A 20,681-nucleotide genomic window follows, 5' to 3' on the forward strand; every position below is an offset into this window, starting at 1 on the left:
GCGGGCGCTGCGCGCCGACCCGGAGGCGGCCGCCCGGGCGCCGCGCGGAGCGGCGCTGCTCGGGTAGTCGCGCCGGCAGGATGGGCCCATGACGATCGACACCGCGGAACTCCTGGCCATCGCTCGCGACGCGGCCCGGCACACCGGCGGCTTCCTGTTGCACGAGCGTCCCGCCGACCTCGGCGTCGCGGCGACCAAGAGCAGCCCCACCGACGTGGTCACCGAGATGGACACGGCCGCGGAGAAACTGATCATCGAACGGATCCGCGCCCACCGACCGCACGACGGCTTCCTCGGCGAGGAGGGCGACGAGAGTGCGGGCAGCAGCGGCGTGCGCTGGGTGATCGACCCGATCGACGGCACCGTGAACTACCTGTACGACCTGCCCGGCTGGTGCGTGTCGATCGCCGCCGAGACGGCCGAGGGCACCCTGTTGGGCGTGGTCGAGGTGCCGGTGGTCGGCGAGACCTTCCACGCCGTGCGCGGCGGCGGCGCCTATCGCAACGGCAAGCCGATCCACTGCCGCCCCGCGTCGGCGCCGGCCCGGGCGCTGGTGGCGACCGGATTCGGCTACACCGTCGAGCGGCGCACCCGGCAGGCCGTGGTGATCGGTGCGCTGCTGCCGCGCGTGCGCGACCTGCGCCGGGGCGGTTCGGCCGCGATCGATCTGTGCTCGGTGGCCGCGGGCCGAGTCGACGCCTACTACGAGCGCGGCCTGAACCCCTGGGACATCGCGGCGGGCGCGCTGATCGCCCGCGAGGCCGGCGCCGAGGTGATCGAGGACCTGTGGCCCGAGGCCGACGGGTCGAGCGTGTGCCTGGCCGCGCCCACCGGGCTGCGTGCCGAACTCGAGACCGCCCTGGCCGCCCTGCACGCGTAGACCCGGAGCGTGCACGGGGCCCGGATCGCGTGATCCGGGCCCCGCCCACGCTCGGCCCGACAGCCGAACCCCCGGCGTCCGCTCGGGGACCTCGCCGGGGGAAAGAAACCGTGTGCCTGGTGTTCGCCTGTGATTCGGGTGATCTCGCCGTGGCTCAGGCGCTTTCGGGAAGCACCCGCACGCCGTGCTCCGACGCCATCCGCAGGAGGTCGTCCAGCTCCGACTGCTCGACCTCGACGAGGAAGTCGTCGCCGGTGTCGCAGGCCTGCTTCAGCGCTTGCTCGGTCTCACGTATGCGTCGCAGTACGCCGGCCGTGAATTCGTCCATAAGGCCGCCCCAATGTCACTCGTCGTCGCCGGTTTCGGATGTCCTCCCCCCGCACAACGCCGGGGAAACACCGATCCGGGCCTTTGGCGAAGCCCGGTCGAGGGGTCTGACCAGGGGACTTGTCCTACCCAACGGCACGGTGTCGGACTTTCCGGGGCGTACCGGAATCCTTCCCTCCCTCGGGGGGTGCCGTAACGTTCGCGACCCGACCGGCTCGACCGGCCGGCCCCGCCCGCCCCGGGCCGCCGGTCGGCTTACCGGGGCTTTACCGGGGCGCGGGGGAAGATGGACAACGGATCCATCCCCTTTCTTCGAGCAGGAGGCACAGCCGGTGCGGGTTCTCGTAGTCGAGGACGAGCAGCTCCTGGCGGACGCGGTCGCAACCGGGTTGCGCCGGGAAGCCATGGCCGTCGACGTCGTGTACGACGGGGAGGCGGCGCTGGAGCGGATCGCCGTCAACGACTACGACGTGGTGGTGCTCGACCGGGATCTGCCGATCGTGCACGGCGACGATGTGTGCCGGGCGGTGGTGGAGACCGGCATTCCGATGCGGGTGCTGATGCTCACCGCTGCCGGCGACGTCAGCGATCGGGTCGAGGGCCTGGAGTTGGGCGCGGACGACTACCTGCCCAAGCCGTTCGCGTTCAGCGAGCTGATCGCCCGGGTGCGCGCGCTCGGCCGACGGGCCGTCTCCCCACTGCCGCCGGTGCTGGAGCGGGCCGGCATCCGGCTCGACCCGAACCGGCGCGAGGTGTTGCGCGAGGGCGTCCCGGTGCACCTTTCGCCCAAGGAATTCGCGGTGCTGGACGTGCTGATGCGCGCCGACGGTGCCGTGGTCTCGGCCGAGCAACTGCTCGAGAAGGCCTGGGACGAGAACACCGACCCGTTCACCAATGTCGTCCGCGTCACCGTCATGACGCTGCGCCGCAAGCTCGGCGAGCCGCCCGTCATCCTGACCGTGCCCGGCGCCGGATACCGCATTTGAGGACCGCCATGAACGACAGCTCTCGGGCCGTCCCGGCGGAAGCCGGAAGTACCGCAGCCGGCTCCGCGCAGCCGGCTGCGGGCGCCTCGACCGCGCCCGCGAAGCCGATCTCGACGCCCGCGAAGCCGAGCCCGGCGCCCAAACCCGGTCCACCGCCGCGTCCGGGCCGCCCACCCCAGCCGCCGCGTCCCAGTGCGCCGCCCGGCGCGCCGCCCAAGCCCAACCGCGAGCCCGCCCGCGACCCGCAGCGCCCGACCACCGGCGGTCGGCGGCTGATCCTGGGCCGGGACGCCGACGACGCGGCGGAGATGTCGCGGCTGTCGCGGATGGCCCCCTCGCAGCTGCCCGCGCTGCTGCGGTCCACCATCAAGATGCGACTGACCGCGCTGTACGGCGGGATGTTCCTGATCGCCGGCGTGCTGCTGCTCAGCACCGTCTACCTGCTCGTGCGGCAGAGCCTGAACGAGGGCCGGCTGAACCTGAGCCTGGCGCCGAACACGTTGATGACCATCAACGGCGTGCCGATGACGCCCGAACAGTTCGAGCAATGGCAGACGATCCAGCAGATCCACCAGCGCGACGCCGCGCTGAACTCGCTGCTCCAGCAGTCGCTGCTGGCGTTGTTGTTGTTGTCGGTGATCGCCTTCGGCTTCGGCTACGTGATGGCGGGCCGGGTGTTGCGCCCACTGGAGCGGATCACCTCGATCGCCCGCGAGGTGGCCGGATCCAACCTGCACCGCCGGATCGACCTGGACGGGCCGGACGACGAGTTCAAGGAGCTCTCGGACACCTTCGACGACATGCTGGACCGGCTGGATCGTTCGTTGGAGTCGCAACGCAAGTTCGTCGCCAACGCGTCGCACGAGTTGCGCACGCCACTGGCGATCAACCGCACCCTCCTGGAGGTCGCGCTCGGCGACCCGGACGCGTCCGTCGAGCTCAAACAGCTCGGCAAGACGCTGCTGGCCACCAACGAGCGCAGCGAGGGCCTGATCGAGGGCCTGCTGCTGCTGGCCCGCAGCGACAACGAGCTGACCGAGCGCAAGCCGGTGGATCTGGCCGAGGTGGCCCGCCGCGCGGTGGACCAGACCGGCGCGGAGGCGGCCGAGCGCAAGGTGCGCCTGCACGACGAACTCGGTCCCGCCGTGCTCCAGGGCAACGGCGTGCTGCTGGAACGGGTCGCGATGAACCTGATCCAAAACGCGGTGCGCTACAACCGGCCCGACGGCACGGTCGACATCTCCACCGAGTCCGCCGCGGGCGTCGCGGTGCTGACCGTGGTCAACACCGGGCCGGTGGTGCCCGGCTACGAGGTGGACAACATGTTCGAGCCGTTCCGGCGGCTGCGCACGGAGCGGATCGCCAGCGACAAGGGCGTGGGGCTCGGGCTGTCCATCGTGCGCTCGATCGTGCGCGCGCACGGTGGCTGGATCGAGGTCGAGCCGCGGGAAGAGGGCGGTCTGATGATGCGGATCGGCTTCCCGGTGGGCTGATCGACGCCGGCCGCCGCCCGGTGCGGTCGGCAGCCGCGACCCGATTTCGTCGTACATACGTACGAGAGTCGTGGATCACATTTCCGTCTTGGGGTGGAACCAACCTACGCTGTCGTAAGTTACGGAATCGTAGGGACGCGTCGTGCGGGCGATGCACAGCGCCGTCCTCCGTGTCTGCCGCTGTACGACGTTGTCTGCCTATGCCCTGGAGAGCCGATGAACCTTCTCGCCCCCGCCCCCACCGGTGAGCACCTGCTTCGCGAGTTGGAGCAGGTCGTCGCCGTCGAGCTGGACCGCCACCTCGCGGTGGCCAAGGAGTGGTTCCCGCACGAGTACGTGCCGTGGAGCGCCGGTCGCGACTTCGACGGCGTGCTCGGAGGCGAGGCGTGGACCCCGGAGGAGTCCGGGCTCACCGACGTCGGCCGGATAGCGCTGACCCTGAACCTGCTGACCGAGGACAACCTGCCCAGCTACCACTACGAGATCGCCGCGATGTTCGGCCGCGACGGCGCGTGGGGCACCTGGGTGCACCGCTGGACGGCGGAGGAGGGCCGGCACGGCATCGCGATCCGCGACTACCTGATGGCCGCCCGCGCCGTGGACCCGGTCGCGCTGGAGCGCTCGCGGATGGAGCACATGGAGGCCGGCTACCAGGGCGACCACATGGACAATCCGCTGCATGTGATCGCCTACGTGACCTTCCAGGAGCTGGCCACCCGGGTCTCGCACCGCAACTCGGGCCGCACGTGTGGCGACCCGATCGCCGAGCAGCTGCTCGCGAAGGTGGCCACCGACGAGAACCTGCACATGGTCTTCTACCGCAACCTGCTCAAGGCCGCCTTCGAGATCGCCCCGGACCAGGCGATGCGCGCGGTCACCGAGATGGTCACCGACTTCCGGATGCCCGGGCACGGGATCAGCGGCTTCGAGCGCGCGGCGGCCAAGCTCGCGGTGGGCGGCGTGTACAACCTGCCGATCCACCAGAACGACGTGATCCTGCCGGTGCTGCGGAACCTCAAGATCATGGAGCGCACGGACCTGGGTCCGGAGGGCGAGAAGGCCCGTGAGGAGCTCGCGTTGTTCCTGGGCGGCCTGGACTCCCAGGTGGTGCGCTTCGAGGAGCGCCGGCTCGCCCTGGAGGCTCGCAAGGCGGCCAACCGACGCTGAGTCGGCCCGACCGGAACACGACAAGGCCCGTCGCCCCCTCGGGACGGCGGGCCTTGGCATGCGCGCTCCGGTTCAGCGCTTGCGGGCCGGGCCGCCGAGCGACTCCTTGAAGCCGACCTTGCCGCCCATCCGCAACACCGCGCCTTCGTACATCCGGGCCGCGAGCCGGATCAACCCCACGAGGGCGAGCAGCGCGATCGCGAACGCGGCCAGGTTCTCCGGCACGGAGACCTCGTCCGCCGCGGTCATCGTCGGTTGCAGCATCGCCGAGAACGGCGGCACATACGCCAGCACGTGGGCGAGCGTGCCGCCCTTTTGGCCGAGGACGACGGCGGCCACGAAGGAGGCGATCAACAGTGAGGTCATCGGCGTGATGACGTTCTGCAGGTCCTCCTGGCGCGAGACCCGGGCCGCGGCGGCGGCGAACATGCACGCGTAGATCGCGTAGCCCACCACGAACCACAGCAGCACCAGCGTCACCGGATAGATCATCGCGCCGGTCAACTCGATCGAGCCCAGCGCGGACGCGGCGGCCAGCCCGACCACCGCGGTGACCAGCATCTGGAGCAGGCCGAGCAGGCCGATCCCGAGGATCTTGCCGGTCAGCAGCGCGCGAGCGGGCACGGTCGCGAGCAGGATCTCCACGATCCGACTGGACTTCTCCTCGACCACGCCACTGGCCACCCACATGCAGAACAGCATGAGCATGCCGTAGAGCACGAACGTGCCGATGAAGGCGATGCCCTTGCGCGCGTCGCGCTGGTCGGCGTCCGGATCCAGGGTGGTCTTGGGCATCGGCGCGATCGCCGACGCCTGGTTCACCGCGCTCGGGTCGATGCCCGCCGCGCCCAGGCGTTGGTCGCGCTCCACGGTGGCCCACGAGCTCTGCAGGACGGCCGCCAACGGATCGGCCAGCTTGCTGTCCACCAGTATTCGGCCGTTGTCCACGACCGCGTCCAGCTTTTTGTCGGAGAGCGCCTGCTCGGCCGCCGCACGGTCGGCGACGGAGCCGACCCGCACGTCCACGTCCAGCAGCGTCGCCTGACGTTGCGCGGTCTGCGCCAACTGCGTCTGCTGCGGGCCGAGGAAGGCCACGTCGTACTCGTCCGAGTCGCCGCCGAGCGCGGCCGGGATGGCCACCGACGCGAGCAGGATCGCCAGCATCACCCCGACCGAGATCTGAAAGCCCCGGTCCCGGATGCGCTCGGTGAACTCGCGGCGCGCGACCAGACGCACGGCGGACCAAAACGTGCTGCCGCCGGTGCTCACGCGCCGACCTCCGTCCCGTTGACGACCTCGCGGAAGAGTTCGGCGAGCGAGGGGGTCGCGGGCGCGAAGGCCAGCACCCGGCCCGCCGCCCGGGCCGCGTCGAGCAGCGCCTGCTCGCTCGTCCCGGCAAGCAGTTCGACCAGCACCGTGTCGTCCTGCGCGGAGAGCACCTTCAGCCCGGGCAACTCGTCCGCCCAGCCCGTCGGCGCCTGCGCGAGCCGCACCCGGTAGCGCACCGCCCGATCGTCCCCGCGCAGCTCGGCGACGGTACCGACGGCGTGCATGCGCCCGTTGTTGATGATCCCGACCGCGTCGCACAGCGACTCGACCAGTTCCAGCTGATGGCTGGAGAAGACCACCGAGGCACCCGCGGCGGTGCGCTCGCGCAGCACGCCGGCCATCACGTCCACGCCGACCGGGTCCAAGCCGGAGAACGGCTCGTCCAGGACCAGCAGCTCCGGCTCGTGCACGAGCGCGGCGGCCAGCTGGACCCGCTGCTGGTTGCCCAGCGAGAGGGTCTCCAGCCGGTCCGCGGGCCCGCCGGCCACCTGGAGCCGGTCCAACCAGCGCTCGGCCGACTCGTGCGCCCGGGCGCGGGTCATCCCGTGCAGCTCGGCCAGGTAGACCAGCTGATCCCGGATACGCATCTTCGGATACAGACCACGCTCCTCGGGCATGTAGCCCCAGCGTCGCCGCACGCCGCGATCCACCGGCGCGCCGCGCCAGTGGATCGCGCCCGCGTCCGGCGCCGACACGCCCAGCGCGATACGCATGGTCGTGGTCTTTCCGGCACCGTTGGTACCGACAAAACCAAACATTTGGCCTGGTTGTACGGTCAGTGACAGATCGTCGAGGACGACCTTTTCACCGAATCGTTTGTCCAGGCCGGCCAACTCGAGCACAACACTCCCCGTGTGATTCCCAGCCCCCGTGTCGCACTTATATACGGGGGCGAACGGGGCCTTCAAGCCGAAGCGGACGTGTGCGATCCGACACACCCCGGCGATCGCGAGCGACCCGCCGATCAGTCGATCCGGCGCAGGTCCCGACGGAATCGGCGACCGTTGTCGACGTAACTGCGCACCGCCTCGGCGAACGCGCCCGGCGAAACGGCGTTCTCGCGAATCTTGGCCGGCACTCCCAGCGCCATCGCGTAGGGCGGCACCTCGATCCGATTTCCGACCACCGCACCTGCTCCCACCAGGGCACCTGTGCGCACCACGGCCTGATGCATGACCACCGCGCCGTTGCCCACCAGGCAGCGATCCTCGATCACGCAGCCCTCCAAATGCACAATGTGACCGATCACGCACTCGTCGCCCACTACCGTCGGCCACGGCGCCGTCGTGTGCAGTACGCACCCGTCCTGTACCGACGTACGCTCGCCGATCACGATCCGGCCGTGATCGGCGCGCAGTACGGCACCCGGCCACACCGTAGAATCCGCGCCGATCTCCACGCTGCCGATCACGACCGCATCCGGGTGCACGTATGCATCGGGATGCACCTTGGGTATTTGATCACCCAGCGCGTAGACCGTCACGATTCCTCCTGGTTGTGCAGGGCGGTACGGGGTTACAGTGGCCCCCCATCCAACCAAGTCACCTCTTTGGGGGTTCGGTTGGGTGTCGATTGCGTAACGAGCCTTGATGTAAGGCAAAATCTGCGCTTCGGGTCGGGCACAACTCCGGCCCCTCGCGCGTTACGTGCGCTGAAGGCATCGTCCACGAAGGTCCTCGGGCGATGTCGCACGATTGAGCACCGCAGATCCACCCGGAGGGGGAGAGGTACATGGCAACCGACTACGACACCCCGCGTAAGACCGATGACGACATCAACGAAGACAGCATCGAGGAGCTGAAGGCTCGGCGCGTGGACAAGTCGGCCGGTTCGGTCGACGTCGACGAGTTCGAGCAGGCCGAGTCTCTCGAGCTTCCCGGTGCGGACCTCTCCAATGAGGAGCTGTCCGTCCGGGTCGTCCCGAAGCAGGCCGACGAATTCACGTGCTCCAGCTGCTTCCTGGTGCACCACCGCAGCCAGCTGGCCAAGGAGAAGGACGGCCAGGCGATCTGCAGCGACTGCGCCTGATCGTGTGCGGTCGAGGACGACCGGCGATGAACGGCAACCCTGCACACGCCATACGGGTACCGGCAGGAGTTGGACCGTCGACGTTCGCCGAGAGTCCTTGAGCGCGAGAGCACGATACGGAGCGTGGGATGTGATGAAGCCGCACGCATGACGTACGAAGTCGAACGTCCGCCGACTCACCGGCGGGCGTTCTTGACTGTCCGGTGACCACCCGGCCACCGGACGATTCGCTCACTCCCGGCTCGCCCGAGCCGGGATCGAGCCCGTCCGCACCCGGGTCAGGCGCGGGCGCGCAGCGCGGCCACGACGTCGACCAGACGTTGCGGGTTGCGCGAGGACAGATAGAGATAGGGCGTGGGGTCGGCCGGGTCGGTGACCTCGATCCGCGCGGCCCATGGGATGTACGCGCGCAGCACCATGAACGCGCGCGGATCCGCGTTCTCCATCCGCAGCGAGCGGGCCTGCTCGGCGTCGAGCGCGACGCCCGCTCCGAGCGCGGTCAGCGGAATCCTGGCCCGACCCGCCAGCAGCTCGGTCTCGGTCACGGTGATCCGCGCCGCGCCGTAGGCAGCGGTGGCCCACGCCGTCAGGGCACCCAGGGCCAACGCGAGCACGATGGTCGCCGCGATGCCGAAGGCCAAGCCCACCAGCCCGCCCGAGATGCCCATCAGGACGGTCAGGGCCCACCAGGAGGCCGGCACGCCGAGTCGTTCGCTGTACGCCTGCATGGCACCAGCCTGTCATGCGTGGCCCACACGGTTCAGCGGGGGCCGTGCCGTCGGGTCAATCGGGCCAGGGCGCGGGTGACCCGCTCCGGAGGCGTACGCAGGCCGGTCGCCACCCCTTTGGCGTAATCCGAAAGAGCGGTCGGCGCCACCAGGTCGAGCAGCGCACCAGCCCTGGCGTCGTTGCCCACCAGGTAACGAGGCCGCGGTCGCGGCACGCTCAGCGCGACACGTACCGCGTGTGCGACCGGCGCCGGAGCGGGCAGGGTCTTGGCCCGGCGCACCACGGCGTCGGCGAGGTCGTAGGAGTCGTTGTAGGCCGACGTCTTGCGCGGCGGCAGTCGGGACATGCCGCGCTCCCAGATGTCGGTGCCGAAGCTGCCCGGCTCGATCAACACCACCTTGACGCCGAACCCGGCCGTCTCGATCCGCAGCGCGTCGGTGATCGCGGCCAGCCCCTGCTTGCTCGCGCAGTACCAACCCACGAACGGTGACGAGACCCGGCCGGAGACGGACGAGATGTTGACGATCCGCCCGTCCCGACGCCGGCGCATCTGCGGCAGCACCAGGCGGGCGATCCGGGCGGGCGCGATCAGGTTGGTCTCCAACTGGGCGCGGATCTGCTCGTCGTCCACGTCCTCGATCGCACCCGGCTGCGCGATCCCGGCGTTGTTGACCACGGCCCACGGGCCGCCGGCGGTCATCTGGGCGATCTCGGTGAAGGCCCGCACCGTCGATGTGGCGTCGGCGACGTCGAGCAGGACCGTGCGCACGCCCACCTCGGCGCGCTCGGCGGCCTCGCGCAGGCGCTCGGCCCCTTCCTGGGTCCTGGCCGTGCCGATCACGTCGAAGCCGGATCCCGCCAGCTCCAGGGCGATGGCAAGGCCGATCCCACCGGTAGCCCCGGTGACGACCACGCTCTTGGTCATGCGCTTCCTTCCGTCCCGCGCCCCTTTCGGGCCGCGGCGCTGGAGGCCCCCGAGCCTCTGCGCGGGTGTCGGTCGCAACGACGGTAGTGTCCTTCGGCGTGAGTCGACCAACATCCCTGACCCCGCCTCCGGATGCGGTGGTGCCCCAGCCCCACCCGGACGCACCTCCTCCCGGCACCGAGCTGGGCGAGCACTACAGCGACTGCTTCGGCTGCGGCGAGGCCGCCCCCGGCGGGCTGCGCATTCGCGCGCGCGCCGGCGAGGGCGTGTCCGTGGACGCCGAGTTCACCGTTACCGCGCTGCACCAAGGAGCCCCGGGCCTGGCCCACGGCGGGCTGCTGACCTGCGCGTTCGACGAGGCGCTCGGGGCGATCGGGTACATGCTGCACACCACGGCGGTGACCGGGCACTTGGAGACGGACTTCCGCCGCCCGGTGCCGGTGGGGTCCACGCTGTACATCCACGCGTGGTGCGAGGCGGTGGCCGGCCGCAAGATCTACTCGCGCGCGGTGGGCCGGCTCGACGCCCCGGACGGGCCGGTCGCGGTCGAGGCCGCGGCGCTGTTCGTGAGCGTGGGACTCCAGCACTTCGTCGACAATGGACGTACGGAGGACGTACAGCGCGTCATGGACAACCCCGACCTGATGAAGGCGGCCCGAGCGTTCGAGGTGAACCCGTGAGCACGAGTGTGGACATCCTGGTGCGCCGGCTCGACCCCGGGCTTCCGCTGCCCGCGTACGAGCACCCGGGCGACGCCGGCGCGGACCTGGTGACCGCGCAGGACGCCGAGATCGCTCCCGGTGAGCGGATGGTGCTGCCCACGGGCATCGCGATCGCGCTCCCGGACGGCTATGCCGCGTTCGTGCACCCACGCTCCGGACTCGCCGCGCGGTGCGGAGTATCCCTGGTGAACGCCCCAGGCACCGTCGATGCGGGATACCGTGGCGAAATCAAGGTTGTCGTGGTCAACCACGACCTGCGTACGCCGGTCGTTTTTCGTCGCGGCGACCGAATCGCCCAACTCGTGATCCAACGGGTCGAGCGAGCGGGGTTCCACGAGGTCGCCGAGTTGCCCGGTTCCGGGCGCGGCGAAGGCGGCTTCGGATCCACCGGCGGGCACGCCGCGATCGGCGTTTCGAGCGCCGTGGCGGCGGGCAACGCGGGCATCGTGCAAGACTCGGCTTCCGACAGGGAAGGACTGTGACGTGTTCGGTCGTCGTCGACGCAGCGAAAAGGATGATCTGCCCGTCGAGGAGCGCGAAGACCTCGACGACATCATCGAAGACGAGGGCGATGCCGACGAGGTGTCGAGCGACGGGGCAGCGCAAGCCTCCGACGACTCGGACCTCGACGAGCTGAGCCGACCGATCCCGCCCGCGCCCCGGCCGGACGGTCCGTGGGACTTCGACGAGCTCGAGGACCCGCACGAGGACCGCATCGACCTCGGCGGGATGCTCATCCCGAGCGATCCCCGGATGGAATTGCGGGTCGAGGTCTCCAACGACCTGATCATCGCCGCCACCGTGGTGCTGGAGGACAGCGGTCTGCAGCTGCAGGCGTTCGCCGCCCCGCGCAACGAGAGCATCTGGCACGAGGTGCGCGCCGAGATCGCCTCCGGGATCACCCAGCAGGGTGGCATCGTGGACGAGCAGGACGCCGGCCTCGGCTGGGAACTTCGGGCCCAGGTGCCGGTCCAGCTTCCGGACGGCACGCAGGGCCACCAGCTGGTCCGCTTCGTCGGGTGCGACGGGCCGCGCTGGTTCCTGCGCGGAGTGATCTCCGGTCGCGCTGCGGTGGACCCCGGCGTGGGTGCCGACCTGGAGACCATGTTCCGCGACACCGTGGTGGTGCGCGGCAACGAGCCGATGGCGCCGCGTGACCCGATCCTGCTGCGCCTGCCGGAGAACGCCCAGGTCGACCCGAACAGCGGGCTCGCGGTGCCGCCGCAGGGCGCCGACGAGGACCGCTTCGCGGGCGATCTGGACCCGTTCCAGCGTGGCCCGGAGATCACCGAGGTCCGGTAGCGGCGAAAAACCCGAAGACACCGAAGCCCGGTTCCGCCGAAAGGCGGGGCCGGGCTTCGTGCGTTCCGGCGCCGGGTTCGTGGGGGTGTGGGCGACGGGCGGCGTCGGCCTTGCGGTGTTCGGTTTCGGGTTGCTTCGAATCTTGACGTCAAGGGCGCATCAAGAAGGCATATGGGGGCGTTAGGGCGCCGCCAACGCTTTGGGTTTTGCCCGATTAATGGGGATTTTTGACGGCTTGGAAGTGCTATCAATGTCCTCGCTACGGGCGATCAAGCGCCTGTCCGTCCCAAGGAGCATCCGCGATGGCTGATCTGGCCTTCGTATTCCTGACGATCGCGTTCTTCGCGTTGGTCGTCTTGATCGCCAAGGGGGTGGCGAAGCTGTGAACGCGGACAGCATCGTCGGCCTGAGTGTTGCCATCGCCCTGCTCGGCTACCTGGTCCTGGCCCTGATCTTCCCCGAGAGGTTCTAGGTGAGCGTCACGCTCGCGGGGATACTCCAGCTGTCCCTGCTGATAGCCGTCCTGGCCGCGGTCCATCGCCCCTTCGGCGACTACATGGCCCGTGTGTACTCCAGCGACAAGCACCTGCGCGGTGAGCGCGTCCTGTACAAGCTGATCGGCGCCGATCCGAACGCCGAGCAGCGCTGGACCGTCTACCTGCGCAGCGTGCTCGGGTTCTCGATGTTCTCGCTGCTGGGCCTGTACGCCCTCCAGCGGTTCCAGGACCACCTCCCGTTCGACCTCGGGATGAAGCCGATCACGCCGGACCAGGCGTTCAACACCGCCGCTTCGTTCACCGCGAACACGAACTGGCAGTCGTACTCCGGTGAGACCGCGATGGGCCACACGGTCCAGATGGTCGGCCTGACCGTGCAGAACTTCGTGTCGGCCGCGGTGGGCATGGCGGTGGCGATTGCCCTGGTGCGCGGGTTCGTTCGGGTCCGCTCGGGCGAGATCGGCAACTTCTGGGTCGACCTGATCCGCGGTTCGATCCGGATCCTGCTGCCGATCGCGATCATCGGCACGATCGTGCTGGTCGCATCCGGCACGATCCAGAACCTGGCCGATCCGCAGACCGTGCAGACGCTCTCCGGCGGGTCGCAGACCATCCCCGGTGGTCCGGTGGCCTCGCAGGAGGTGATCAAGGAACTCGGCACCAACGGCGGCGGCTTCTTCAACGCCAACTCCGCGCACCCGTTCGAGAACCCCAACGCGTTCACCAACGTCTTCGAGATCTTCCTGATCCTGGTGATCCCGTTCTCGATGCCCCGCACCTTCGGTCGCCTCGTCGGCAACCTCAAGCAGGGTTACGCGATCCTCGCCGCGATGTTCGTGATCTGGTTCGTCGCCGTCCTGCTGATGTGGTGGACCGAGGCGCACGGCAACGGCGCGGCCCCGGAACTGGCCGGCGGAGCGATGGAGGGCAAGGAACAGCGGTTCGGCATCCCCGGCTCGTCCGTCTTCGCGGTATCCACCACGATGACCTCCACCGGCGCGGTCAACTCGTTTCACTCGTCCTTCACCGGACTGGGCGGCGGGATCACCATGCTGGGCATGATGCTCGGCGAGATCACGCCGGGCGGCGTGGGCTCGGGCCTGTACGGGATCCTGATCATGGCGATCCTGGCGGTCTTCGTGGCCGGCCTGATGGTCGGCCGCACGCCCGAGTACCTGGGCAAGAAGATCGGCGCCGGCGAGATGAAGCTGGTCGCGATGTACATCCTGGTGGTGCCCGCCACCATCTTGACCTTCACCGGCATCGCCATCGCGCTGCCCGGTGAACAGGCCGCGATCCTCAATTCGGATTCGCCGCACGGCATCTCCGAGGTGCTCTACGCGTTCACGTCGGGCGCCAACAACAACGGCAGCGCGTTCGCCGGGCTCGGTGCGAACACCGAGTTCTACAACACGATGATCGGGTTGGCCATGCTGATCGGCCGCTTCGTGCCGATCTGCCTCGTGCTCGCCCTCGCCGGTCGACTCGCCGAGCAAAAGAGCATCCCGGACACGGCGGGCACCCTGCGGACGCACCGGCCCCTGTTCGTGGGCCAACTCGTCGGCGTGATCCTGATCATCACCGGCCTGACCTTCTTCCCCGCCCTGGCTCTCGGGCCGCTTGCCGAGGGATTGGCATGACAGATACCGCAATACGCCCCACCGAAGAACACGTCGAGTCGCCCACCGGCCCCGGCCGGGTCTCGGCCGGCCTGTTCGAACCCCGCCAACTGCTCAAGTCGCTGCCCGGAGCCCTGCTCAAGCTCGACCCCCGGGTCATGGTCCGCACGCCGGTCATGTTCGTGGTCGAGATCGGGTCGGTCATCACGACCGTCATGGCGATCAAGGACCCGAGCGTGTTCGCCTGGGTGGTCACCGTCTGGCTCTGGCTGACCGTGGTGTTCGCCAACCTGGCCGAGGCCGTCGCCGAAGGGCGCGGCAAGGCGCAGGCGGACACGCTGCGCAAGGCCAAAACCGACACGGTCGCCCGGCGCATGGTCGGTGGCAACGAAGAGCGGGTGGCGGCCACCGAGTTGGCCATCGGCGACCTCGTGGTGTGCGAAGCCGGCGACATCATCCCCGGTGACGGCGACGTCGTGGACGGCGTGGCCAGCGTGGACGAGTCGGCGATCACCGGTGAGTCCGCGCCGGTGATCCGCGAGTCGGGCGGCGACCGGTCCGCGGTGACCGGCGGTACGAAGGTGCTGTCCGACCGGATCGTCGTCAAGATCACCACCGAGCCCGGCAAAACCTTCATCGACCGGATGATCGCCCTGGTCGAGGGCGCCGCCCGGCAGAAGACGCCGAACGAGATCGCGCTCAACATCCTGCTCGCGTCGCTGACCATCGTCTTCCTGTTCGCGGTCGTCACGCTGCAGCCGATCGCGATGTACGCACATGCCGAGCAGTCGATGATCATCCTGGTCGCGCTGCTGGTCTGCCTGATCCCCACGACCATCGGGGCGCTGTTGTCGGCGATCGGCATCGCCGGTATGGACCGGCTGGTGCAGCGCAACGTGCTGGCCATGTCGGGGCGTGCGGTGGAGGCGGCGGGCGACGTGTCGACGCTGCTGCTGGACAAGACCGGCACGATCACCCTGGGCAACCGGCAGGCGTCCGAGTTCGTCCCGGTGGACGGGGTGACCGAGGCCGAGCTGGCCGACGCCGCGCAGTTGTCCTCGCTCGCGGACGAGACGCCCGAGGGCCGCTCGATCGTGGTGCTCGCCAAGGAGCGGTACGGGCTGCGCGAGCGGCACCAGGGCGAACTCGCGCACGCCGAGTGGATCGCGTTCACGGCGCAGACCCGGATGTCGGGTGTGGACCTGAGCGAGGACAAGGGCGTGCGGATGGTGCGCAAGGGCGCCGCCTCCGCGATCAACGCGTGGGTGTCCGAGCGCGGCGGCGCAGTCCCGGCCCGGTCCGGCGAACTGGTCGACGGCATCTCCGCCGCCGGTGGCACGCCGCTGCTGGTCGCGGTCGAGGACGTGGACGGCGCCCGGATCCTGGGCGTGATCCACCTCAAGGACGTGGTCAAGGAGGGCATGCGGGAGCGATTCGACGAGCTGCGCCGGATGGGCATCCGCACGGTGATGATCACCGGTGACAACCCGCTGACCGCCAAGGCGATCGCGGACGAGGCCGGCGTCGACGACTTCCTCGCCGAGGCCACCCCCGAGGACAAGCTCGCGCTGATCAAGCGCGAGCAGGCGGGCGGAAAGCTGGTCGCGATGACCGGCGACGGCACCAACGACGCGCCGGCGCTGGCCCAGGCCGACGTGGGCGTCGCGATGAACACCGGCACCTCGGCGGCCAAAGAGGCCGGGAACATGGTCGATCTCGACTCCAACCCGACCAAGCTGATCGAGATCGTCGAGATCGGCAAGCAGTTGCTGATCACCCGCGGCGCACTCACCACGTTCTCGATCGCCAACGACGTCGCGAAGTACTTCGCGATCATCCCGGCCATGTTCGCGAGCATCAAGGGCGCCGAGGCGCTCGGCCCGCTGGACAAGCTCAACATCATGCAGCTGGCCACCCCCGAGTCGGCGATCATCTCGGCGGTCATCTTCAACGCCCTGATCATCGTCGCGCTGATCCCGCTGGCCCTGCGCGGTGTGCGCTACCGGCCGATGTCGGCCGACAAGCTGCTCGGTCGCAACCTGCGGATCTACGGTCTCGGCGGCCTGATCGCCCCGTTCGTCGGGATCAAGCTCATCGACCTGCTCGTCTCGCTCATCCCCGGAATCGGCTGATTCAGATGGCAACCAACTTCAGTACCCGTATCCGTGTCCTGGGCGCGTCCCTTCGGGCCTTCCTCGTGCTCACCGTGATCCTGGGCATCCTCTACCCGCTGTCCATGACCGGGGTCGCACAGGCGTTCTTCAAGGACAAGGCCGACGGCTCGATGGTGAGCGTCAACGGCAAGGAAGTCGGCTCCAGCCTGGTCGGCCAGTCCTTCGACCTGGTCGACGCCGAGGGCAACGCGCGCAAGTTCGACGCGGACGGCCGCGAGGTGATCGCCACGGCGGACGGCGAGGGCTACACCTACTTCCGAGGCGGCGGCGCGCTGACCACCGAGCAGGCCGCAGGCGTCGGCACGCAGCCGGACCCCAAGTGGTTCCAGCCGCGTCCGTCGGCCGCCAACTACGACGGCCTGGCCTCGGGCGCGTCCAACTACGGTCCCGAGAACGCTGACTTCGTCAAGCTTATCGGCGACCGCAAGGCGCAGGTCGCCAAGTTCAACGGCGTGAGCGAGGACCGGGTCCCGGTGGACGCGGTCACCGCGAGCGGATCCGGCCTGGACCCGCACATCTCCAAGGCCTACGCGCTGCTTCAGGTGGAGCGGGTGGCCAAGGAGCGCGGCGGTCTTGACGTGGCCAAGGTACGCGCCCTGGTAAACCAGCACGTGGACGCTCCCGACGTCGGGTTCATCGGCCAGGAGCGCGTGAACGTGCTGGACCTCAACATCGCGCTCGCCAAGCTCGCCGGCTGACCCGGCGGTCGTGGTGGGCACGGAGCCGGGGAGTGCCGGTGTCGGTACTCCCCGGCCCGAGGCAGAGAATGGGTGACATGGCACGCGGCAAGCTCCGGATCTATCTCGGTGCGGCGCCCGGCGTCGGCAAGACCTACGCGATGTTGGGCGAGGGACAACGTCGGTGCAGGCGCGGCAGCGACGTCGTGGTCGGGTTCGTGGAGTGCCACGGCCGACCCGCCACCGAGGAAGCACTCGAAGGTCTGGAGGTCGTCCCCCGGCGGGACATGGTTCACCGAGGCGGCTCGTTCACCGAGATGGACGTGGACGCCGTTATCGCCCGGCGACCCAAAATCGCCCTCGTGGACGAACTCGCGCACACCAATGTGCCCGGTTCGCGCAACGAGAAGCGCTGGCAGGACATCGAGGAACTCCTCGACGCCGGGATCGACGTGATCTCGACGGTGAACGTGCAACACCTCGAATCGCTCAACGACGTGGTCGAGTCGATCACCGGTGTGCCGCAGCGCGAGACCGTGCCCGACGAGGTGGCCCGCCGGGCCGACCAGATCGAGCTGGTCGACATGGCGCCGGAGGCGCTGCGCCGGCGGATGGCGCACGGCAACGTGTACGCGCCGGAGAAGGTCGACGCGGCACTGTCCAACTACTTCCGGGTCGGCAACCTGACCGCGCTGCGCGAACTCGCGCTGCTGTGGACCGCGGACCGGGTGGACGAATACCTCCAGCAGTACCGCAGCGAACACCAGATCGACGCCACCTGGCCGGCCCGGGAGCGGATCGTGGTCGGGCTCACCGGCGGCCCGGAAGGTGAAACGCTCCTGCGTCGGGCCGCGCGGATCGCCACCCGCGGCTCCGGCGGCGAGCTGCTCGCGGTGTACGTCTCGCGCAGCGACGGGCTCACCGGCGCCTCCCCGGAGGCGCTGGCCAGGCAGCGCGCGCTGGTCGAGTCGCTCGGCGGCACCTTCCACTCGGTGGTCGGCGAGAACGTGCCCACCGCGCTGCTGTCCTTCGCACGCGGGGTGAACGCGACCCAGATAGTGCTCGGCAGCAGCCGACGCAAGCCCTGGCAGTACCTGTTCGGCCCGGGCGTGGGCGCCACCGTCGCGGCGCAGTCCGGCGACATCGACACGCACATCGTCACCCACGAGCACGCGGGCGTGGGACGGGTGCTGCGCCCGATGCGCTCCCCGCTGGGTCGCGGCCGGCGAATCGCGTCGTGGGCGGTGGCGGTGATCGGTCCGGCCGCGCTCACCTACACGCTGGACGCGACCCGCGACAGTCACGGCCTGTCCACCGAGATGTTGCTGTTCCTGACGGTCACCGTCATGGTCGCGCTGATCGGCGGACTGTGGGCGTCGGTGCTCACCGCCGTGGTGTCCTCGATCCTGCTCAACTACTACTTCACGCCGCCGCTGCACAACCTGACCATCGACGACCCGGAGAACATGCTCGCGCTGGGCATCTTCGTGCTGGTCGCGCTGTCGGTGGCCTCGGTGGTGGACCTGGCGGCCAGACGTACCCATCAGGCCGCGCGAAGTCAGGCCGAGGCGCAGACACTGAGCTTCCTGGCGGGCAGTGTGCTGCGTGGCGAGCAGGCGCTGCCCGCGTTGCTGGACCGGGTGCGCGAGACGTTCGCGATGGAATCGGTGGCGCTGCTCCAGCGCGAGGAGCACCACAGCCCGTGGATGTGCGTGGGCAGCGTGGGGCCGCATCCGGCGGTCAGGCCCGAGGACGCGGACGTGGACGTGCCGGTGTCCGACTCGCTGGCGCTGGCCCTGTCGGGGCGGGTACTGCCCGCCGAGGACCGCCGGGTGCTCGGCGCGTTCGCCGCGCAGGCCGCAGTGGTCCTGGAGCGCCGACAGTTGGTCGCCGAGGCGTCCCAGGCGCGCCGGCTCAAGGAGGGCAACCGGATCCGGACCGCGCTGCTGGCCGCGGTCTCACACGACCTGCGCACGCCGCTGGCCACGATCAAGGCCAGCGTGTCCAGTCTGCGGGCCGAGGACGTGAGCTGGTCGGAGGAGGACGAAGCCGAGCTGTTGGCGGCGATCGAGTTCGGTGCGGACCGGCTGGACACACTGATCGGGAATCTGCTGGACATGAGCCGGTTGCAGACCGGGACGGTGACCCCGCTGATGGGCGACATCGGCTTGGACGAGGTGGTGCCGGGCGCGTTGGCCGGGGTCGCCGAGGATCGGGTGGCGCTGGACATCCCCGAGACGCTGCCCGCGGTGTGCGCGGACGCGGGCCTGCTGGAGCGGGTGCTGGCCAACGTGATCGAGAACGCGGTCAAGCACAATCCGCCGGGCCGCCGGGTGCACGTGTCGGCGGGCGCGCTCAAGGATCGGGTCGAGCTGCGGGTGGCCGACCGCGGGCCCGGCGTGCCGGACGAGTCCAAGGAGCGGATCTTCGAGCCGTTCCAGCGCTTGGGCGACGCGCCGAAGGGCAATGGGGTGGGACTCGGGCTCGCGGTCGCGCGTGGCTTTGCCGAAGCCATGGACGGCTCGCTGACGGCCGAGGACACTCCCGGCGGGGGACTGACGATGGTGCTGGCGTTGCGCACGGCCGAGCCGGCGGGCGCGGGCGAAGCCGAGGGGCGAACCCCTGCGGCCGAGGAGCGAACCACTTGGGAGGAACAGCGATGACAAGGGTCCTGGTCGTCGACGACGAGCCACAGATCGTGCGGGCCCTGGCCATCAACCTCAAGGCCCGGGGCTATGACGTGGACACCGCGGTGGACGGCACCGCGGCGCTGACCGCCGCCGCCGACCGGCATCCGGACGTGGTGCTGCTCGACCTGGGTCTGCCGGACATCGACGGGGTCGAGGTGATCAAGGGACTGCGCGGCTGGACCAGGATCCCGATCATCGTGCTGTCCGCGCGGCACGCGTCGGCGGAGAAGGTCGCGGCGCTGGACGCGGGTGCGGACGACTACGTGACGAAGCCGTTCGGGATGGACGAGCTGCTCGCGCGCCTGCGGGCGGCGGTGCGCCGCGCGGTGCCCGAGGAGGAGGCACCGGTGGTGGTCACCGACTCGTTCACGGTGGATCTCGCGGCCAAGCGGGTCTCCCGGGACGGCGCCGACGTGCGGCTGACGCCGACCGAGTGGCATCTGTTGGAGGTGCTGGTTCGGCACGCAGGTCGGCTGGTCAGCCAGCGTGCGCTGTTGCAGGAGGTGTGGGGGCCGCAGTACGGGACGGAGACGAACTACCTGCGGGTCTACATGGCCCAGCTGCGCCGCAAGCTGGAGCACGACCCCTCGCACCCTCGGCATCTGTTGACCGAGCCGGGGATGGGATATCGGTTCGAGGGGTAGCTCGCGGCCTCGCCCGGTCGGGCACAGGCCCGCTCGGCGGGCAATTTCGGGCAGCGGAGGGCCGTTGGATAGGCGGTACCCTTGCCGGCATGAGTGGTAGCGCAGCCGGGGTGGAGCGTCGGACCGGACGATTGCGGCGGATGCTGGATCGGTGGACCTCCACCCATGAGGAATTGCACGCCGAGGAGCTGCTGCACGATACCCAGCGGCTCGGCTGCACCAAGATCGTCGACGTGGTCGAGCGCGACCTGATCACGGTCGGCGGCACGCTGCGGACGGTGACCTTCCGGCCGCGAGCGGGCGTGCCCGCGCTCGAGGCCGAGCTGTACGACGGCTCGGCCGCACTGTCGGTGGTCTGGCTCGGTCGGCGGCGGATAGCCGGGATCGAGCCGGGGCGGCAACTGGTCGCCCACGGGCGGGTGAGCACCACTGCGGGCCGCCCCGTCCTGTTCAACCCCAGGTACGAGCTGCGCCCCGTCGGCCGAGAGTGAA

21 protein-coding genes are annotated in these 20,681 nt (G+C 69.8%); 15 read left to right on the plus strand and 6 right to left on the minus strand.

Translation table 11 applies throughout. From position 1 onward, the window contains the following. Positions 1-88: 88 nt before the first annotated feature. Positions 89-880, plus strand: coding sequence for an inositol monophosphatase family protein (locus ABZS54_RS01295; protein ID WP_355529362.1), 792 nt, complete (start codon positions 89-91; stop codon positions 878-880). 154 nt (positions 881-1,034) lie between these two features. Here ABZS54_RS01295 and ABZS54_RS01300 read toward each other — a convergent pair whose 3' ends face one another. Continuing rightward, positions 1,035-1,208: a hypothetical protein gene (locus ABZS54_RS01300; protein ID WP_020555845.1), complete on the minus strand. Its 174-nt coding sequence runs from the start codon at positions 1,206-1,208 to the stop codon at positions 1,035-1,037. Between the two features lie 331 nt (positions 1,209-1,539). Between ABZS54_RS01300 and ABZS54_RS01305 the strand changes: the two genes are divergently transcribed. The 3 genes from ABZS54_RS01305 (at position 1,540) to ABZS54_RS01315 (ending at position 4,853) form a co-directional block, all read left to right on the plus strand. Next, the gene (locus ABZS54_RS01305; RefSeq protein ID WP_020555846.1) at positions 1,540-2,193 is read left to right on the plus strand and encodes a response regulator transcription factor; all 654 of its coding nucleotides are present in this window, start codon (positions 1,540-1,542) and stop codon (positions 2,191-2,193) included. A gap of 308 nt (positions 2,194-2,501) precedes the next feature. Beyond that, a complete protein-coding gene (locus ABZS54_RS01310) occupies positions 2,502-3,686 on the plus strand; it encodes a HAMP domain-containing sensor histidine kinase (protein WP_355529631.1) in 1,185 nt (394 codons plus the stop codon). A gap of 216 nt (positions 3,687-3,902) precedes the next feature. Next, entirely contained in the window at positions 3,903-4,853 is a 951-nt protein-coding gene (locus ABZS54_RS01315) for an acyl-ACP desaturase (protein ID WP_020555848.1), read from the plus strand. A gap of 72 nt (positions 4,854-4,925) precedes the next feature. Here the strand turns inward: ABZS54_RS01315 and ABZS54_RS01320 are convergent, their stop codons facing one another. The 3 genes from ABZS54_RS01320 to ABZS54_RS01330 form a co-directional block, all read right to left on the minus strand. Then, positions 4,926-6,122: an ABC transporter permease gene (locus ABZS54_RS01320; RefSeq protein WP_355529367.1), complete on the minus strand. Its 1,197-nt coding sequence runs from the start codon at positions 6,120-6,122 to the stop codon at positions 4,926-4,928. Further along, the gene (locus ABZS54_RS01325) at positions 6,119-7,024 is read right to left on the minus strand and encodes an ATP-binding cassette domain-containing protein (RefSeq protein ID WP_355529370.1); all 906 of its coding nucleotides are present in this window, start codon (positions 7,022-7,024) and stop codon (positions 6,119-6,121) included. Before ABZS54_RS01325 ends, ABZS54_RS01320 begins: the two co-directional genes overlap by 4 nt. A 122-nt stretch (positions 7,025-7,146) precedes the next feature. After that, entirely contained in the window at positions 7,147-7,665 is a 519-nt protein-coding gene (locus ABZS54_RS01330) for a gamma carbonic anhydrase family protein (protein ID WP_355529373.1), read from the minus strand. Positions 7,666-7,913: 248 nt separating this feature from the next. On the opposite strand from ABZS54_RS01330, the gene ABZS54_RS01335 reads away from it, so the two are divergent. Further along, complete coding sequence (locus ABZS54_RS01335) at positions 7,914-8,210, plus strand: DUF4193 domain-containing protein (RefSeq protein ID WP_020555852.1); 297 nt, start codon at positions 7,914-7,916, stop codon at positions 8,208-8,210. A 278-nt stretch (positions 8,211-8,488) separates the two neighbouring features. Here ABZS54_RS01335 and ABZS54_RS01340 read toward each other — a convergent pair whose 3' ends face one another. Beyond that, on the minus strand, positions 8,489-8,938 hold the full coding sequence (locus tag ABZS54_RS01340; RefSeq protein WP_355529376.1) for a DUF3093 domain-containing protein: 450 nt from the start codon (positions 8,936-8,938) through the stop codon (positions 8,489-8,491). Between the two features lie 32 nt (positions 8,939-8,970). Next, entirely contained in the window at positions 8,971-9,864 is an 894-nt protein-coding gene (locus ABZS54_RS01345) for an SDR family oxidoreductase (RefSeq protein WP_355529379.1), read from the minus strand. A gap of 137 nt (positions 9,865-10,001) precedes the next feature. On the opposite strand from ABZS54_RS01345, the gene ABZS54_RS01350 reads away from it, so the two are divergent. From ABZS54_RS01350 to ABZS54_RS01395, 10 genes are all read left to right on the plus strand, one after another. Continuing rightward, positions 10,002-10,544 (plus strand): PaaI family thioesterase, encoded by a 543-nt coding sequence (locus ABZS54_RS01350; RefSeq protein WP_355529634.1) that lies wholly within the window; start codon positions 10,002-10,004, stop codon positions 10,542-10,544. Beyond that, positions 10,541-11,068 carry a dUTP diphosphatase gene (gene dut / locus ABZS54_RS01355; protein ID WP_355529382.1) on the plus strand — a complete coding sequence of 176 codons (528 nt, stop codon included), beginning with the start codon at positions 10,541-10,543 and terminating at the stop codon, positions 11,066-11,068. Before ABZS54_RS01350 ends, dut begins: the two co-directional genes overlap by 4 nt. Before the next feature lies 1 nt (position 11,069). Further along, positions 11,070-11,888 carry a DUF3710 domain-containing protein gene (locus tag ABZS54_RS01360; protein WP_355529384.1) on the plus strand — a complete coding sequence of 273 codons (819 nt, stop codon included), beginning with the start codon at positions 11,070-11,072 and terminating at the stop codon, positions 11,886-11,888. A gap of 382 nt (positions 11,889-12,270) precedes the next feature. Then, on the plus strand, positions 12,271-12,360 hold the full coding sequence (gene kdpF, locus ABZS54_RS01365) for a K(+)-transporting ATPase subunit F (protein WP_020555859.1): 90 nt from the start codon (positions 12,271-12,273) through the stop codon (positions 12,358-12,360). After that, on the plus strand, positions 12,361-14,025 hold the full coding sequence (kdpA, locus tag ABZS54_RS01370) for a potassium-transporting ATPase subunit KdpA (protein ID WP_355529387.1): 1,665 nt from the start codon (positions 12,361-12,363) through the stop codon (positions 14,023-14,025). Further along, the gene (kdpB, locus tag ABZS54_RS01375; RefSeq protein ID WP_355529390.1) at positions 14,022-16,136 is read left to right on the plus strand and encodes a potassium-transporting ATPase subunit KdpB; all 2,115 of its coding nucleotides are present in this window, start codon (positions 14,022-14,024) and stop codon (positions 16,134-16,136) included. Before kdpA ends, kdpB begins: the two co-directional genes overlap by 4 nt. Positions 16,137-16,141: 5 nt before the next feature. Continuing rightward, positions 16,142-16,876 carry a potassium-transporting ATPase subunit C gene (locus ABZS54_RS01380; protein ID WP_355529393.1) on the plus strand — a complete coding sequence of 245 codons (735 nt, stop codon included), beginning with the start codon at positions 16,142-16,144 and terminating at the stop codon, positions 16,874-16,876. Between the two features lie 77 nt (positions 16,877-16,953). Next, the gene (locus ABZS54_RS01385) at positions 16,954-19,518 is read left to right on the plus strand and encodes a sensor histidine kinase KdpD (RefSeq protein ID WP_355529396.1); all 2,565 of its coding nucleotides are present in this window, start codon (positions 16,954-16,956) and stop codon (positions 19,516-19,518) included. Further along, entirely contained in the window at positions 19,515-20,189 is a 675-nt protein-coding gene (locus ABZS54_RS01390; protein ID WP_020554145.1) for a response regulator, read from the plus strand. Before ABZS54_RS01385 ends, ABZS54_RS01390 begins: the two co-directional genes overlap by 4 nt. Positions 20,190-20,278: 89 nt before the next feature. Then, positions 20,279-20,680, plus strand: coding sequence for an OB-fold nucleic acid binding domain-containing protein (locus ABZS54_RS01395; RefSeq protein ID WP_079026800.1), 402 nt, complete (start codon positions 20,279-20,281; stop codon positions 20,678-20,680). Position 20,681: the final 1 nt, after the last annotated feature.

Source organism: Embleya sp. NPDC005575, assembly GCF_040605455.1.
Lineage (GTDB): Bacteria > Actinomycetota > Actinomycetes > Streptomycetales > Streptomycetaceae > Embleya.